The sequence below is a fragment of the Clostridium sp. AF27-2AA genome, assembly GCF_003478505.1.
GTDB lineage: Bacteria > Bacillota > Clostridia > Lachnospirales > Lachnospiraceae > Brotaphodocola.
Genome location: NZ_QUFI01000030.1, coordinates 18,345 through 34,496, shown reverse-complemented (window position 1 = coordinate 34,496; position 16,152 = coordinate 18,345). Strand labels below are relative to the sequence as shown.

At 47.3% G+C, this 16,152-nt stretch carries 15 protein-coding genes; all 15 read right to left on the bottom strand.

Annotated features, from left to right (window positions below):
* Positions 1–46: 46 nt before the first annotated feature.
* The 15 genes from DWY84_RS13915 to DWY84_RS13845 all read right to left on the bottom strand — a co-directional run bounded on the left by DWY84_RS13915 (position 47) and on the right by DWY84_RS13845 (position 16,125).
* Entirely contained in the window at positions 47–1,420 is a 1,374-nt protein-coding gene (locus DWY84_RS13915; protein ID WP_118533971.1) for an NCS2 family permease, read from the bottom strand.
* Between the two features lie 200 nt (positions 1,421–1,620).
* Positions 1,621–2,406, bottom strand: coding sequence for an RnfABCDGE type electron transport complex subunit B (locus DWY84_RS13910; RefSeq protein ID WP_118533970.1), 786 nt, complete (start codon positions 2,404–2,406; stop codon positions 1,621–1,623).
* A gap of 16 nt (positions 2,407–2,422) precedes the next feature.
* Positions 2,423–2,998 carry an electron transport complex subunit RsxA gene (gene rsxA / locus DWY84_RS13905; protein ID WP_118533969.1) on the bottom strand — a complete coding sequence of 192 codons (576 nt, stop codon included), beginning with the start codon at positions 2,996–2,998 and terminating at the stop codon, positions 2,423–2,425.
* 14 nt (positions 2,999–3,012) lie between these two features.
* On the bottom strand, positions 3,013–3,828 hold the full coding sequence (locus DWY84_RS13900) for an electron transport complex subunit E (RefSeq protein ID WP_118533968.1): 816 nt from the start codon (positions 3,826–3,828) through the stop codon (positions 3,013–3,015).
* A gap of 13 nt (positions 3,829–3,841) precedes the next feature.
* Positions 3,842–4,453 (bottom strand): RnfABCDGE type electron transport complex subunit G, encoded by a 612-nt coding sequence (locus tag DWY84_RS13895; protein WP_118533967.1) that lies wholly within the window; start codon positions 4,451–4,453, stop codon positions 3,842–3,844.
* Positions 4,450–5,397: an RnfABCDGE type electron transport complex subunit D gene (locus DWY84_RS13890; RefSeq protein WP_118533966.1), complete on the bottom strand. Its 948-nt coding sequence runs from the start codon at positions 5,395–5,397 to the stop codon at positions 4,450–4,452. Before DWY84_RS13890 ends, DWY84_RS13895 begins: the two co-directional genes overlap by 4 nt.
* Positions 5,398–5,400: 3 nt before the next feature.
* A complete protein-coding gene (rsxC, locus tag DWY84_RS13885) occupies positions 5,401–6,738 on the bottom strand; it encodes an electron transport complex subunit RsxC (RefSeq protein WP_118533965.1) in 1,338 nt (445 codons plus the stop codon).
* An 855-nt stretch (positions 6,739–7,593) separates the two neighbouring features.
* Positions 7,594–9,009: a glucuronate isomerase gene (gene uxaC, locus DWY84_RS13880; RefSeq protein WP_118533974.1), complete on the bottom strand. Its 1,416-nt coding sequence runs from the start codon at positions 9,007–9,009 to the stop codon at positions 7,594–7,596.
* A 10-nt stretch (positions 9,010–9,019) separates the two neighbouring features.
* Positions 9,020–10,603, bottom strand: a complete 1,584-nt coding sequence (locus tag DWY84_RS13875; RefSeq protein WP_118533964.1) for a mannitol dehydrogenase family protein — start codon at positions 10,601–10,603, stop codon at positions 9,020–9,022.
* Between the two features lie 2 nt (positions 10,604–10,605).
* Positions 10,606–11,700: a mannonate dehydratase gene (uxuA, locus tag DWY84_RS13870; protein ID WP_118533963.1), complete on the bottom strand. Its 1,095-nt coding sequence runs from the start codon at positions 11,698–11,700 to the stop codon at positions 10,606–10,608.
* Between the two features lie 20 nt (positions 11,701–11,720).
* Complete coding sequence (locus tag DWY84_RS13865) at positions 11,721–12,746, bottom strand: zinc-binding alcohol dehydrogenase family protein (protein ID WP_118533962.1); 1,026 nt, start codon at positions 12,744–12,746, stop codon at positions 11,721–11,723.
* A gap of 11 nt (positions 12,747–12,757) precedes the next feature.
* Positions 12,758–13,216: a YhcH/YjgK/YiaL family protein gene (locus DWY84_RS13860; protein WP_178716290.1), complete on the bottom strand. Its 459-nt coding sequence runs from the start codon at positions 13,214–13,216 to the stop codon at positions 12,758–12,760.
* A gap of 84 nt (positions 13,217–13,300) precedes the next feature.
* A complete protein-coding gene (gene yiaK / locus DWY84_RS13855; protein ID WP_118533960.1) occupies positions 13,301–14,311 on the bottom strand; it encodes a 3-dehydro-L-gulonate 2-dehydrogenase in 1,011 nt (336 codons plus the stop codon).
* A gap of 24 nt (positions 14,312–14,335) precedes the next feature.
* Positions 14,336–15,619: a TRAP transporter large permease gene (locus DWY84_RS13850; protein ID WP_118533959.1), complete on the bottom strand. Its 1,284-nt coding sequence runs from the start codon at positions 15,617–15,619 to the stop codon at positions 14,336–14,338.
* Positions 15,616–16,125, bottom strand: coding sequence for a TRAP transporter small permease subunit (locus DWY84_RS13845; protein ID WP_118533958.1), 510 nt, complete (start codon positions 16,123–16,125; stop codon positions 15,616–15,618). The genes DWY84_RS13850 and DWY84_RS13845 overlap by 4 nt, the downstream gene beginning before the upstream one ends.
* Between the last annotated feature and the right edge of the window lie 27 nt (positions 16,126–16,152).

The following is a 16,152-nucleotide window of genomic DNA, read 5'->3' as shown; positions in this document are numbered from 1 at the left end:
CCCCGGCCTGCTTCGGACCTTTCGTGACTATTCTTCAAATTTTTATTTACAGCAGAATATATTTGAGTACAAACAGCACCGCCAGCACATACATCAGCGGCGTGATATTCTTCTCCTTTGCCTTTCCGGTTACCAGATTGATCACTACATAGGAGATGATTCCCATTGCGATACCCTCGGAGATGCTGTACATGAACGGCATTGCGATCACTGCCACATAGGCCGGGATTGCCTCGGTGTAATCCTCGAAGTTTACCTTGAGGATAGAGGTCAGCATCAAAAATCCTACCACGATCAGGGCCGGTGCCGTTGCAAAGGACGGGATAGCCAGGAAGATCGGAGACAGGAACAGGGACAGTGCGAACAGGATTGCTGCTACCACTGCGGTTAAACCGGTTCTTCCGCCTTCTGCCACGCCAGACGCACTCTCTACAAAGGTGGTAGTGGTGGAGGTACCAAGAACTGCGCCGACTGCGGTACCTACAGAGTCGGAAAGCAGCGCGCCGCGGATACGCGGCAGGCGGCCCTGCGCATCCAGCATATTGGCCTTGGATGCCACACCGATGAGGGTTCCCAGGGTATCAAACATATCTACGAACAGGAACGCGAACATGACTACCAGGAAATCCAGTGAAGCCACACGGCTGAAGTCCATCTTCATGAAGGTCGGTGCCAGGCTCGGAATGGAAATTCCGTTGGAGAAATCCGGAAGCAGGCTGTAAAATCCGGCCTCAGGATTGATCTGGTACAGTCCGGTCAGCTGGCATACAATACCAAGTGCCCAGGTGATCAGGATGCCCCAGAGAATGTTGCCCTTTACGCCTTTTACTAAAAGTACGCCGGTGATCAGAACACCGATGAGTGCCAGCAGCACGGTGATGCCTTCGCTGGAGAACATACCGTTTGCAACGGATGCCTTGAAGGAGTACATTCCAACCAGAGTCGCGCTGTCCACTACAATGTGGGCATTCTGCAGACCAATGAACGCGATAAACAGGCCGATACCTGCGGATACCGCATACTTTAAGTTCATCGGAATAGAGTTGAAGATCTGCTCACGCACGTTGGTCATGGACAGTGCCAGGAAAATGATACCTTCCACAAATACGGCTGCCAGTGCCATCTCCCAGGTATAGCCCATGGAGAGAACTACCGTGTAGGCAAAATAGGCATTCAGTCCCATGCCGGGTGCCAGTACGAACGGATAGTTGGAAAGTGCTGCCATAAGCAGGGTTGCAATTGCGGACGCAAGGGCGGTTGCCGTGAACACCGCACCACTGTCCATGCCGGACGCGCTTAGGATGCTCGGGTTAACGGCCAGGATATAGGCCATGGTCATAAATGTGGTTATACCGGCCATTACTTCCGTCCTGACATCTGTGTGGTTCTCCTCGAGATGAAATAGCTTCTCCAGATTCATAAAATCCCTCCTTTTAATAAAAAGTTTTGCAACTTTAAAACGATAATTATATTCTATCACTAATTCTTATTATTTACTATTCGTTTTCGCGAAATTCTGATAAATGAAAATAACTTTTTCCCAATAAAAAGAAGCTGCTCTCACCGCATACTATGCAATGAAAACAGCTTCTATCAATCATGTTTCGTATTCGCCGCAGCTTACTGGATTACCTTTGCCGGGCACTTTGCTGCGCACTTGCCGCAGTTGGTGCACTTCTCGTAATCGATGACTGCCACGTTATTCTCCATATGGATAGCATCGAACTCACACTGTTTGGTACACAGGGTACATCCGATACAGCCAGCGGTGCAGACTTTCTTGACAGCCGGTCCCTTGTCGTGGGAAGAGCACTGTACAAGATGCTCTGCCTTGTAAGGAACAAGCTCGATCAGGCCCTTCGGGCAGGTAGCCACACACTTGCCGCAGGCTACGCACTTCTCTTTGTCAACGACTGCAACACCGTCTACTACGTGGATCGCGTCAAACTGACATGCCTTCACGCAGGAGCCATAGCCCATACAGCCGTAAGCACATGCCTTTTCGCCGGAGCCCGGAGCTACGGTTACCATGGAACAATCGGTAATTCCATAGTAGTTGTACTTTACATTGGTCTTATCGCAGGTACCTTTACATTTTACGAAAGCTACCTTCTTTTCAGAGCTGCCGCTCTCAACACCCATGATAGCAGCGATCTTATCTGCTACCGGAGCGCCGCCGACCGGACATCCGTTAACCGGAGCGGTGCCTGCAGCAATTGCTGCAGCCAGACCGTCACATCCCGGGAAACCACAACCACCACAGTTGTTGCCCGGAAGTTCTGCACGCACCAGGATTTCTTTTTCGTCAACTTCAACCTTAAACTTCTCACTGGCAATTCCCAGCAGCACACCGATAATGATACCGATGGCACCGATGACAACTGCCGCTAAAAGCAAACCTGTCATATTCTGTTACCTCCCATTAAATCAGTCCGGAGAAGCCCATGAAGGCAATCGCCATCAGACCAGAGGTAATCAGAACGATCGGAGAACCCTGGAAATTGTATGGGATATCATTGTCTTCAATACTCTCACGAATACTTGCCAGCAGTACGATTGCGACGGTGAAACCAACCGCAGTACCAAGTCCGTTTGCTACACTGAAAATGAAGTTATAACCCTTCTGTACGTTGGTCAGGGCAGAACCCAGAACTGCACAGTTGGTCGTAATCAGCGGAAGGAATACACCCAGCGCAGAATACAGGCTCGGCATGCTCTTCTTTAAGAACATCTCAACGAACTGTACCAGTGCTGCAATTACCAGAATGAAGGCAATCGTCTGTAAGTACTCTAAGTGCAGCGGAACCAGCACCAGAGCGTATACAAGGTTCGTAGCAATACTTGCCAGCGTAATTACGAAGATAACGGCTGCACCCATACCAATGGAGGTGTCAACCTTCTTGGAAACACCAAGGAACGGACACAGGCCCTGGAACTGGCTCAGGATGATGTTGTTAACCAGAGCAGATCCGACAATAATTAAAATTAACTCTTTCATCTAACCTGTCCCTCCTATTCGTCTTTCTTTTCAGCCTCGGCTGCTGCCTTAGCTGCCTCTGCTGCCTGCTTCTTAGCCAGAGCTGCTGCAGCTGCCGCCTTCTTGGCCTCTTCTGCCTTCTTCAGCTCTTCTGCCTTTTTCTCTTCCAGGACAGAGTGGTTAGAGGAACATGCAGAACCGCTGCATGATGCGCAGTTGCCGCCGCATGCCAGTGTGGACTGCGGCACGGAACCGTTAGTTGCACTCGGAGCTTTGAATTTGTTCTGCAGAGCGGTCAGGCAGGCCAGTACAAAGAATGCACCCGGTGCCAGGCCGATGATGGTTACGTGGAAATCCTCCGGAATGATCTCCATACCGAAGAATGCGCCGCTGCCGATGAGCTCACGCACGATTGCGATACAGGTTAAGCCTACGGTAAAACCAAGACCCATACCGATACCATCGAATGCGGACTCGATCGGGCCGTTCTTTGCTGCATATGCCTCTGCACGGCCCAGGATGATACAGTTAACAACGATCAGCGGGATGTAGATACCCAGTGCGCTGTACAGGCTCGGTACATATGCCTGTAAAAGCAGCTGAACGATGGTAACCAGGGATGCTACGATTACGATGTATGCCGGAATACGTACACGATCCGGAATAATCTTCCGCAGTGCGGAAATAATAAGGTTAGAGAAAACCAGAACCGCCGTGGTGGACAGTCCCATACCGATACCGTTGATCGCGGTGGTGGTTACTGCCAGGGTCGGACACATACCAAGCATCAGGACGAAGGTCGGGTTTTCTTTAATAATACCGTTGTATAAACGTTCGATACATTTATTCATGACTTCCTACCTCCTACTGTGCCAGGCAGTTATCTACAAAATAAACTGCCGCATTCACCGCACCAGTGACTGCTTTTGAAGTGATGGTCGCACCACTGATTGCGTTGATCTGATCATCGGAAGATGCACCGTCTTTGGTAACGGAGAATACATCTGCCTTCTTGCCTGCAAACTGACCTTTCCACTCAGGCTTCTGAGCATTCATACCAAGACCGGCAGTCTCAGCCAGGGTCAGAAATTCGATACCGTTTACAGTACCGTCAGACTGGATACCTACAGAAACGGTAACAGCACCGCCGTAACCGTCATTGGAAGTAGCGGTAACTACGTAGCCTGCAACAGAACCGGAAGCATCGGTTGCCTCAACGGCTTCATCCACAGACACGTTGCCATATCCGAGGGTTGCGATAGTCTCATTTGCTGCCGGAAGCTTGTCTGCAAGGTCTGCAGCCTCAAAACCAGCCGCATCCGGGAATACGGTACGGTAAGCAGCCTCTTTCGCTGCCTGGTTTGCTGCAGCGATCGGATCCTTTGTCATTTCATAAACGCCGCCCAGACATGCACCTGCCACAAGGGTAATGGCACACAGGATTACGGCATCCTTCATAAATCCACCTTTACTCATGCCTTTTTGCCCTCCTTTCCAAATGCCACCGGAAGGGTATAGCGCTCAATCAGCGGAACCATCAGGTTGCTGATGATGATTGCGTAGGAAACACCCTCTGCGGAACCACCGAACAGACGGAATGTTCCGGTCAGCACGCCAAGCAGAATACCAAATACGATCTGTCCCTTCGGGGTGATCGGGCTGGTTACATAATCGGTTGCCATGAAGAATGCACCGAAGATCAGTCCGCCGCCGAAGATATGAGCCAGAACAAAGTTCAGATCCTGTCTGCCGAAGATGAATACGAATACTGCGACCGTTACGATGTAGGTTAACGGAATGCGCAGGGAAATGACTTTCTTAAATACCAGGTAAGCAGCGCCGATTAACAGGGCTACCACAGAAACCTCACCGATGGTTCCCGGGATCTTACCGATGAACATAGCCATAAGGTCTACGCCCAGATTGGACTCGCCGGCCTTCCATGCAGTCTTCATCACGTTCAGAGGAGTTGCGGTGGTTACGCCATCCAGGGTGAAGGCAGACATCTTGCCTGCGAAGGAGATCAGCAGGAAGCATCTTGCTGCCAGTGCCGGGTTCATGAAGTTCTGGCCAAGGCCGCCGTAGATCTGTTTTACGATCACGATCGCGAACACACCGCCCAGCATCGGGATCCATAACGGAATCTCAGACGGACAGTTTAATGCCAGGATCATACCGGTTACAACGGCACTGAAATCACTGATGGTTACGGTTCTCTTGGTTACTTTCTCAAATACGTACTCGCTGACTACACAGGCAAATACGGTAGCAATGATCACGAGCAGGGCATGCAGGCCGAACTGGAAGACACCGAAAGCGGTGGCCGGCAGCATGGCAATTGCCACGTCCATCATGATGCTGCGGGTTGTTTCCTCGCTCCGCACATGCGGGGATGAGGATACGTTAAATAATTTAGCCATGGTTTACTTTCCCCCCTGTGCTTTTTTTCTGCGGTTTGCTGCAACCGTTTTTCTCATTTCCTTGAAAGCCTGGGTCAGAGGACGTTTAGCCGGACATACGAAGGTACAGCTTCCGCACTCCATACACTCCATACCATTGAGTTTCTCAAAGGTATCGCAGTCGCCCTTTAATGCTGCTTTCATCATCATAACCGGAACAATGTGGCTCGGGCATGCGCTTACGCACTTACCGCAGCGGATACACGGAGTCTCCACGCTTGCTGCCACCTGGTCTTTGGTCATACACAGGACGGAACCGTTGGTCTTGATGACCGGAACGTCTAAATCAAACATAGCAAAGCCCATCATAGGACCACCGGAAATAACCTTCTCCGGCTCGGACTTGAAGCCGCCTGCTGCCTCGATCAGTTCCTGGGTGTTGGTTCCGATCTTAATACGGAAGTTTCTCGGATCTGCGATCGCGTCACCGGTTACGGTGAATACACGCTCGATCAGAGGAGTGGTCTTGCATACTGCATCATAAATAGCGATCACAGTACCAATGTTGTCCACGATGCAGCCTGCATCTGCAGGAAGCATGGAGGAGTTTACTTTTCTGCCGGTGATTGCGTAGATTAAGGAACGCTCACCACCCTGCGGGTACTTGGTCAGAAGCTCGCATACCTCGATACGCGGCTCGTCTTTTACTAACTCTTTCAGCTTTTTGATTGCTTCCGGCTTGTTGTTCTCAATGCCGATCACGCCCTTTGCCTTGTCAAACAGCTGAAGGATAACTTTCAGACCGCCGATGATTTTTTCCGGATCCTCCATCATGCAGCGATAGTCAGAAGTCAGATACGGCTCACACTCTGCACCATTGATGAGAATGTACTCGATTGCATCTTCGTTCTTCGGAGACAGCTTTACGTTGGTCGGGAAACCAGCGCCGCCCATACCTACGATACCAGCTGCTTTTACGATATCGCGGATTTCCTGCTTGGACAGAGTGGACGGGTCACGGTCTGCGCCCATGCCTTCTACTGCCTCATACAGTCCATCATTTTCCACTACAACGGAATTTACCATGCCGCCGCTGGCAACACGTCTCGGCTCTACAGCCTTAACAGTACCGGATACGGAGCAGATGACATTTGCAGAAATGAATCCGCCTGCTTCACCGATGATCTGACCAGCCAGGACTCTGTCGCCCTTCTTTACCAGCGGGTTCGCCGGTGCGCCGATTCCCTGGGACATCGGGAATACCAGATCTCCCTTCGGCATCAGGACCTGTACCGGCTTGCTCTCGGACAGTTCTTTACCCTCGTAAGGATGAACGCCGCCTTTAAATGTAGCCAATCCCATTTTCCTTTACCCTCTTTCTATACATTTTCAACTTGCTATCGACAAAATCTCTCGTTTTGCCATCATGGTCAGTATAACATAATTCGCGGTTTACGACAATCAAAAATTACATATTGTATACAATATAACAATCGTTTTTTCCTTTGAAAACATGTCAGATTCACAGTTTTTGGCCGAAATTTTTGTTAATTCGCGAACGATGTTAGCAGAGTGAAACCGCCGCTTGTTTTTGTAAAAAAACATGAATATTTCGACATGTTTCCTATAGCGTTCAATAATGGGATTCTGCCGGAATCAGGCTGGAATTTGTCAGAATTCAGTTGCGTTTCGATTTGTTAATTTTTCGTCGAAGAATAGCGTGTTTTTTCTGCTTATTAGTATTTATAGTTTTTACTTATATATATTATTCGTTGTGCTTATAAGTGTACACTTATCTCCCATACAGTCCCAGCATTATGATTCCTTGCACGTTCTGGATTTTTCACAGCCCCTGGTTCCTTCAGACTGCCTCTTTTCAGACCGGCTCCTTACTTTTTCACGCTTCCACAAAAAATTTCAAACTTTTTTCCTGACCATGCAATAAAACAACGATCTTTTGCATTAACCTTATGAACGGATGAAAAGAGTCCTGTTCTGTAAAAGAAAACAAGGCAAAACCAATCACAAATCAAACTATTTACGAAATCCTTTGATGCATTACACTCTATCACACCCGCTGCGTTTTCTTTTCCGGATATGGCTATTTTCAAAAAACCTTAAAAATTAGGGTTGCAACCAAAAGAAAGCGCCCCACCGGTGTTTTGTCCACCGGTGAGGCGTTTTCTTTTTTTGCTTTCTGCTGCACAATGTCAGGATTTATCTTAATTGTTTTTCAAAACCAAAGTACCTGACAGCATTATAATATGAAATTCCTTTTACAATCTTTTCCAAAACCTCATAATCTGCCGGGTATTCTCCATTCTCTACCCAACCTCCGATCAGGTCACACATGATCCTTCTAAAGTATTCATGCCTTGTATAGGAAAGAAAACTCCGGGAATCAGTCAGCATTCCAATAAAATTGCCCAGCACACCAGAATTAGCAAGAGATGTCATCTGTTCTATCATTCCGGATTTATGGTCATTGAACCACCATGCACTCCCCTGCTGTATTTTTCCGAATGCGCTATCGTCCTGAAAGCATCCCATTATGGACCCAATCGTTGCATTGTCAGACGGATTTAAGGAGTATAAGACTGTTTTCGGCAGCTCTCCTGTCTGGGCCAAAGCATTTAGGTAATCTGCCATTTCTGCGGCAGGCGCGTAATTGCTGATACAGTCTGTTCCTACGTTTATCCCTAGCTTATCATAGATCCGGATGTTCACATCCCGCTTTACGCCATAATGCAGCTGCATTACCCAATCTTTTTTATGGTATTCCCTGCCCATCCTAAGCATAAAAGCTGTCTCAAACTGCTTTTTCTCCTGTCCAGTGATATTTTCTCCCGCCAGCCTCTTTGCAAAAATAGCTTCCACTTCTTCTTCCGTGGCAGGCTGGTACATAACATAATCCAGACTGTGATCCGAAATCCGGCATCCGTTTGCCTCGAAAAAATCCATTCGGATCTTCAATGCACAGATCAGACTGTCAAAACTGTCAATCTTGACTCCAGCTACCGTTTCCAGTTTTTCTAGATAATCCAGATAATCCGGTCCGGTAAGATTCATGGCCTTTTCCGGACGCCATGCCGGAAGCACACGCACATCAAACGATGGATCAGCTTCTATTTTCTGATGCCATTCAAGCGTATCGACTGGATCATCTGTAGTACACAAAAGTCTGACATGAGACATTTTTATGAGATCCCTTGGCCGTCTTCCATCTGCCTGAAGCTGTTCATTACATAAATTCCACACCGTCTCAGCTGTATATCCATTCAAATAGCCATCATAGCCAAAATATCGTTTTAATTCCAAATGGCTCCAGTGATACAGTGGATTTCCGATTGCCTTTTCCAGAGTTTTCGCCCACTTCTGGAATTTTTCCCTGTCGGAGGCATCTCCTGTAATGTATTTTTCTTCCACTCCGTTTGCCCGCATCAGACGCCATTTGTAATGGTCTCCACCAAGCCATGCCTGAGTGATATTTTCGTACTTTCTGTTCTCGTAGATTTCCTGCGGGCTCAGATGGCAATGGTAATCTATGATTGGCATTATCTCAGCATACTCATGATAAAGCTTTCTTGCCGCTTCTGTTGACAGAAGAAATTCTTCATCCATAAAAGATTTCATAGCCGTCACCTTATCTGCCTGCTACATATTTATGCAGTGTTTTCCGGACAGCGCCAACACCGCCATACAATTCTGCTGCCATTGCTTCAATGCGCTCTCCCATACCAGCTTCATAGAGATCCACACCAAATACATCGGTTCTGCTGTATAATTTTCTTAAGCAGGAGAAGTCCTGTTCGCCCTCTTTTACTTCTAATCCGGCAACGATGAACTGCAATTCCTCTAACAGCGGATCCGGAGAAGGCTCAAAGCTCTTTCCTTCATCATCGATCCCTTTCAGATATCTGGAATATCCTGCTAATACCAACGATAACAGCACCAGATCATCTGTTTTCAGGCCTGCCTTCTGGTATCCCTTGATCGTTTCACCAAAACGGATCGGCAGCTTCTGGGAAGTATCGGTAGCAATACGCTGTGGTGCATCCGGCATGAACGGGTTCGGCAGACGCTGCTCTAAAACTGCTTTGATAAAGTCCGCCGGCTTTAATACTCCTGGATCGATCACAACCGGCATTGCCTCAATGTATCCAAGCTTCGTGATAAGTCCGCGGATATCCTCGTCCTTCATTTCTTCCGAAATCAGGCTATAGCCCAGCATGCATCCATAAATGGACATTGCTGTATGAAGTGGATTCAGGCAGGTGCACACCTTCATCCGTTCTACCTTATCTACAGTTTCCCGGTCTGTGTAAAGCACTCCGCCTAACTCCATCGGCGGACGCCCATTGGTATAGTTATCTTCAATAACCAGATATTCAGTCTCTTCTGCATTTACAAAAGGAGCCGTATAGGTCTTCTTATCGGTAATGATGGTTTCCCAATCCTCGAAGCCGTCCTCTTTCAGAAGCTTTTTCACCTTTTCATCCGGGCGTGGGGTGATTTTGTCGATCATGCTCCACGGATAGGATACCTTTCTCTCATCCTGCACATACTCCAGGAATTCAGCCGGAACCAGACCCATGCTTTCCCACTTCTTGGCATAAGCAGTCACAGCCTGCTTTACTTTATCTCCATTATGGCTGCAATTATCCATGCTCTGAACCGTAATTGGGTATTTTCCAGCCTGGAAACGTTTATACAATAAAACGGTTACCTTGCCCATGATCAGGCCCGGGTTCAGTCCTTTTTCGAGATCTGCATCAGAAACAGAATATCCTTTTTCTGTAATCGTGAAACTGATCATCTGCAAGGACAGGTTTTCAAAAATATCCTCCAACCGTTTCCAGTCATCAGCAAAGCACTTGTCCGCTTTCAGACTTTCTGTCACGGAAGCAATTACCTGTTTCTGGATCGTTCCATCGGACTTAAGGACAACTAAGAGGCTCAGGTTATCATACGGACGGTAAGCTTTATCAATGATCTCATAGTCAAAGCCTTCCGCAACTACCACGCCGCGGTCATACTTGCCGGAATCCAGCGCTTTCTGCAATACAGCAGCCGGGAAAGCCCGGAAGATATTTCCGGCACCAAAATGTACCCAGGTCGGATTTTCATATGTTTTTTTTCTAACTGCCTCTACATCAAAGGAAGGTAATTCATATCCCTTTTCCTTCCATTCGGAAGTCACCTCATGTTTCAGTTCAGAAAGCTTCATGATTACTTCCCCTCCTGCTCATTTTTCTGTTTTTCCAGCATATCCCAGATTCCCCAGATATACATAATTCCCAGTGCCCTGTCATAAAGACCATAGCCAGGACGTACATTGCCAGGTCCCTCTGTCCACAACTGGCGGCCATGGTCCGGACGGATATAGCCTTCGAATCCGCAGTCATGATATGCCTTCACAATATCCAGAATACCGGTTTCCCCATCGCAATCACGGTGGCTTGCTTCGATGAAGTCACCATTTGGGAAATGATGCACATTGCGGATGTGCGCAAATGCAATGCGGTCGCAATGCTTCCGCACGATATCAGACACGCAGTTCTTTGGATTGGAGCTTAAGCTTCCGGAACAAAGGGTGAGACAGTTATGTGGATCATCCACCATTTTTAAAAAGCGGTCAATGGATTCTTCATCTACGAGCAGTCTCGGAAGTCCGAAAATATCCCACGGCGGATCATCCTGGTGAATTGCCATCACAATTCCGGTTTCTTTGCAGACTGGCATTAAAGCCTCCAGAAAATATTTCAGATTCTCCCAGAGTTTTTCTTTAGTAACCAGACGGTATTTTTCAAAAAGCTCATCCAGCTTTGCCATACGCTCCGGTTCCCAGCCCGGGAAGGTAAGACCATTTGCATTCTTCAAAATGTAATCCGCCATTTCTTTCGGATCTTCATGAATCTTACTGGTCTCATAAAACATTGCAGTGGATCCGTCTCCTACCGGATGGTAAAGATCCGTTCTTGTCCAGTCAAATACCGGCATGAAATTGTAACAGATTACTTTTACGCCAAATTCAGCCAGATTACGGATCGTCTGGATATAATTGGCAATATACTTGTCTCTGGTAGGCAGACCAATCTTGATATCATCGTGTACATTTACAGATTCTACTACATCCATATTAAATCCGTATGGTTCCAGCTGTTTCTGTACTTTACGGATTTCTTCCTTTTCCCACACTTCTCCCGGCTGCTTATCGTGCAAAGCCCAGACAATGCTGGTCACACCGGGAATCTGTCGGATATCGGAAAGGGAAATCATATCATTCCCTTCGCCATACCAGCGAAACCCCATTTGCATAGGCATAATTTCATTCCTCCACTTTTTTATTCGTCAAACGTCAGAACAATTTTTCTGATAGATGGGTCATGGGTATCGTTAAAATCAAACGCTTTCTGTGCATCCTGGAAATAAAATCTATGGCTGATGCTTCCCTTCAGATCTACCTGTCCCTTTTCAACCAAATCGATCACAGTCTGGAATCTGCGATTCTGCAGGCGGCTGCCTCTTACATCCAGCTCCTTAGAGGTGATGACAAACTGGTTGATATCATCCGGATCCACACTAAAGCCCATGGTGATCACTCTTCCGGCATTTCCGGCACAGCGGCAGGCAGTCAAGAAGCTTCCCTTAAAGCAGGCTGCATCGATCACTACGGTAGGTCCATAACCATCTGTGATTTCATGGACTCTCTCTACCAGATCCTCGGTACGGCTGTTTACAACATAAGTAGCACCATGCTTTAACGCCTCTTCCAGCTTTCCGTCTTCGATATCGGCCACGATAATGTTCTGCGGATGGTATAAACGAGCAATACGTAAAATGCTGTTTCCAAGTGCACCGGCACCGATGATCAAAACATTATCCTCAAATTCGATCTGTGCACGGCTGCAGGCCTGTACTGCAATGGTGGTCGGCTCGATCATAACCGCATCCTCATAGGAGAGACTATCCGGGAGACGGTAACAGTCACTTTCCGGAACTGCCATAAATTCCCTGTAACCACCATCGATATGAACGCCGCGCACCTTAAGGTTTGCACAGACATTTGGTCTTCCCTTACGGCAGGCATAGCAATGTCCGCAGGCAGTCACCTGGTCAATGATCACACGGTCACCCACTTTGAATTTTGTGGCATTTTCACCAACCTCTACTACATCTCCGACCATTTCATGGCCGATTACTCTCGGATAAGTAGCTGCTGCATTTTTTCCATGATAAATTCCTACATCAGATCCGCAAATGCCTGCTGCACGGATTTTTACCAACACGTTGTTTTTTTCATCCAGAACCGGTTTTTCCATATCAATGATCTGCAGATCATTTGGTTTTACAATCTTTACTGCTTTCATCTGTTCTACCTCTAATCAACTTTCACTTTGCATATAATCTTCCGGATCGTTTCTGGTGCCTCTGCGGTATTGCACAATGGGCAATGAGGCTCCATCGGCCAGACTGCATAAAATTCGCCTTCCCCGATCACAACACTGTAGCTATCTTTACAATCCCAGAATGCGTTATCTGTATTCGGATCATAAGCGATGTCCTGCTCCGGTGCAAGCGGTGCTACCGCACAGCTTTCTGCGCCCTTTATGATATAATGGATATCCATAAAGTTCTTATGGATTTCCATCTTAGCTTCATCCCTTCCATGGGTTTCCTTTGTAAGGACATGGACGATCACTTCATCCGGAATGACCGGATAGCTTCCATCTTTTAATTCCGGATCATCTGCATGTTCTGCAATAAACTGCAAAGCGGCTGCGATATTTTTATGACAGTGCTCATAGCGGCTGCGGTTTTTGATATGATCAACGATCATGATATCCCTCCTAAATAACGATACTCCCGGAATATCCATGCTCCCATTGCTGAAAGTCTGTCATTCCGGGAGTACTCTTACTTTTTACAGAGCTTTAATTTCTGCCCAAACAGAATCATCTACGAAAATTCCCTTTTCATCATGCTCTTTGTTAAACTGTACATAGTCTTCACCAGGTGCCATAATGCCGTTGCTGTGCTCTGCCAGCTCTGCACTCTTTAAGTACTCGATCGCACGGCGGATCGTCTCACTCATTTTATCTCCATCTGTGATCTTCTTCGGATCGATTACGATCATTACCTGAGAACAGCCGCCGCAAGAGCCTTTCTTAGAAGCATCCAGATCAACCGCACCAACACCATCAGAAAGAATTGATCCAAGAATGTCTAACATAAAGGAGAAGCTGGAGCCTTTCCAGTAGCCGATCGGCATAATACGCATGGATTCTTCAATTGCGCCAGGATCGTCGGTAATATTGCCATCCTTATCAAATCCGCCAGGGAACGGAAGCTTCTTGCCTGCCAGACGGGTTACCTGAAGTTTTCCATAAGCATACTGGCTGATTGCCATATCCAGCTGTAAAGCCGGACCACCATCCGGACCCGGGCATGCCATTACAAACGGGTTATTACCAAGACGGCACTCCTTTGCGCCCCACGGCGGCATGCATGCCTCTGTGTTGGTCCACATGATGCCCACATAGCCTTTTCTCGCAACATACAGTCCGTATGTGCCTCCGCGCATCCAGTGGGTGGTGTTCTTTAAGCCGACCATACCAATACCATACTGATCTGCCATCTCCATTGCCCGGTCAGCAGAATAAAGTGCATTTAAAATACCAGGTCCCATATTTCCGTTGATGACCTTTACAGCACCGCAATCTTTTTCGATAACCGGATCTGCGTTTACATCAACCCAGCCCTTTTGGATATAATCTACAAAACGGGCAACACGGTTGGTTCCGTGTGAATAAATACCATCATAGGTAGATTCTGTGTGGATTCTTGCACAGATATCTGCTTTTTCTTCAGTTAAACCGTATTTCATGAATACGCGTTTGATCTCACTCTGGATCTCATCAAATGATAATCTCATGTCAAATCTCCTTCTTCTTTATATTTATGCTGCGCCATATACCAGATTCGGCAGGAACAGTACCAGCTGCGGGAATGCTGCCAAAAGGATCAGCAACACAATAATGGATGCTACAAACGGAATAGATTCCTTTGTATATACCTCGATCGGACAACCAAGAATCGAACATGTCGTGTACATGGTTACACCAATCGGCGGGGTCATACCTCCCATTGTGATCAGGATCATGTACATTACGCCAAAATGTACCGGATCGAAACCATAGGATGTGATGATCGGCAGGAAGATCGGAGTCAGCAGCAATACATTTGCGGTTGCTTCCATAAACATTCCTACAAAGAATACAAATAACATTACGATCAGCAGGATCACATACTTGTTATCGGATACCGCTGTAATCATGCGGGCCAGTGTCTGCGGCAGCTGTCCTGTTACAATGGCATAACCGAATGCATTGGAACAGATAATGATGAACATGATAACTGCCAGGTCTACTGCAGTGGTGGAAAGGCATTCCATCAGCTTACTGATAGTAAGCTCGCGGTAAATGAATAAGCCAACAAACAGGGCGTACACAACCGCAAATGCACCTGCCTCTGACGGTGTGAAGATACCAAAACGTATACCTACAATCAGGATAACCGGGAAAAGCAATGCCCAGATATTTTCCACAAGTCCTTTCAGGACCTCGCCCATGCTCGGAAAGCTTTCATGCTCCGGCTTATAATCTCTCTTTTTGGAAATAAACGCTACAGAGATCATAAGGGCTGCTGTCATTAAAATTCCAGGTATCATACCAGCCAGGAACAGACGTCCAATAGATACCTCACCGGTAACACCATAAAGGATCAGCCCTAAGGACGGCGGGATCGTCGATGTGATCAGACCGCCCATAGCCAGGATTGCTGCGGTAAAGCCTTTTGAATATCCTCTTTTTTCCATGTCCGGTCCTAAAATACGGCTTTCCATAGCCGCATCTGCTGTAGCAGAGCCGGAGATACCGCCCATCAGGCAGGAAAGAAGCACGGATACCTGGGCAAGACCTCCTCTCATATGACCGGTCAACAGGTTACAGAACTTGATCAGGCGGGAGGTAATACCCGTTTCGTTCATCAGGTTTCCTGCTAATACAAAGAACGGAACTGCCAGCAGGGAAAAGGACTGGGTACTGCTGACCATTTTCTGTACAACGATCTGTACCGGAACCTGCTCTGTCACAAAGAAGGACAGTGCTGACAGACCTACTGTAAACGCCACCGGAAGTCCGATCGCTAAAAGAACAACAAATGTAATTCCAAGGATGATCATGCTGCAACCTCCTTTTTCGTCAGACTGCTGTAATCATTCGTGATGATGTTTCTTACATACTGCACAATGTGCTTAATGGATGAGATGCACATAAGGCCACATCCAACCGGGCAGCTTGCCGTAGCAAACGAATAGCTGATATAAAGTGTCTGGTATTTTCTTGCCGCGTTTACAATACATAAGTTGATTCCATAACGCACTGCAAACAGTAAGAAGAATAAGATCAGCAGGTAATTAAACAGATAGATCGCATTGAGAAGCTTTACCGGGAATCTGGTGATCAGCATATCCACGCCCATGTGTTTGTCTTTTCTCATAGCCAGGTCTGCACCAATAAAGCTTACCCAGGCAAATACCAGCTGCGCCAGGTCTGTGGATACTGACATGTCCACTCCAAAGAAACGCAAAACTGCTGCTGCGAACACCGTAAAAATCAGGATCAGAAGTCCGGCGCACACTAACCAGGTTTCCACCTTATTCAGACCGGATTCTAAAGTTTTTAACATAGTCACCCCTCCTAATAGCAAACAGCC

Bases quoted from the DNA above. Each gene is read 5' to 3' on its own strand.
- DWY84_RS13915 (WP_118533971.1), bottom strand. From the start codon at position 1,420: ATGAATCTGGAGAAGCTATTTCATCTCGAGGAGAACCACACAGATGTC.
- DWY84_RS13910 (WP_118533970.1), bottom strand. From the start codon at position 2,406: ATGACAGGTTTGCTTTTAGCGGCAGTTGTCATCGGTGCCATCGGTATC.
- rsxA (WP_118533969.1), bottom strand. From the start codon at position 2,998: ATGAAAGAGTTAATTTTAATTATTGTCGGATCTGCTCTGGTTAACAAC.
- DWY84_RS13900 (WP_118533968.1), bottom strand. From the start codon at position 3,828: ATGAATAAATGTATCGAACGTTTATACAACGGTATTATTAAAGAAAAC.
- DWY84_RS13895 (WP_118533967.1), bottom strand. From the start codon at position 4,453: ATGAGTAAAGGTGGATTTATGAAGGATGCCGTAATCCTGTGTGCCATT.
- DWY84_RS13890 (WP_118533966.1), bottom strand. From the start codon at position 5,397: ATGGCTAAATTATTTAACGTATCCTCATCCCCGCATGTGCGGAGCGAG.
- rsxC (WP_118533965.1), bottom strand. From the start codon at position 6,738: ATGGGATTGGCTACATTTAAAGGCGGCGTTCATCCTTACGAGGGTAAA.
- uxaC (WP_118533974.1), bottom strand. From the start codon at position 9,009: ATGAAATCTTTTATGGATGAAGAATTTCTTCTGTCAACAGAAGCGGCA.
- DWY84_RS13875 (WP_118533964.1), bottom strand. From the start codon at position 10,603: ATGAAGCTTTCTGAACTGAAACATGAGGTGACTTCCGAATGGAAGGAA.
- uxuA (WP_118533963.1), bottom strand. From the start codon at position 11,700: ATGCCTATGCAAATGGGGTTTCGCTGGTATGGCGAAGGGAATGATATG.
- DWY84_RS13865 (WP_118533962.1), bottom strand. From the start codon at position 12,746: ATGAAAGCAGTAAAGATTGTAAAACCAAATGATCTGCAGATCATTGAT.
- DWY84_RS13860 (WP_178716290.1), bottom strand. From the start codon at position 13,216: ATGATCGTTGATCATATCAAAAACCGCAGCCGCTATGAGCACTGTCAT.
- yiaK (WP_118533960.1), bottom strand. From the start codon at position 14,311: ATGAGATTATCATTTGATGAGATCCAGAGTGAGATCAAACGCGTATTC.
- DWY84_RS13850 (WP_118533959.1), bottom strand. From the start codon at position 15,619: ATGATCATCCTTGGAATTACATTTGTTGTTCTTTTAGCGATCGGACTT.
- DWY84_RS13845 (WP_118533958.1), bottom strand. From the start codon at position 16,125: ATGTTAAAAACTTTAGAATCCGGTCTGAATAAGGTGGAAACCTGGTTA.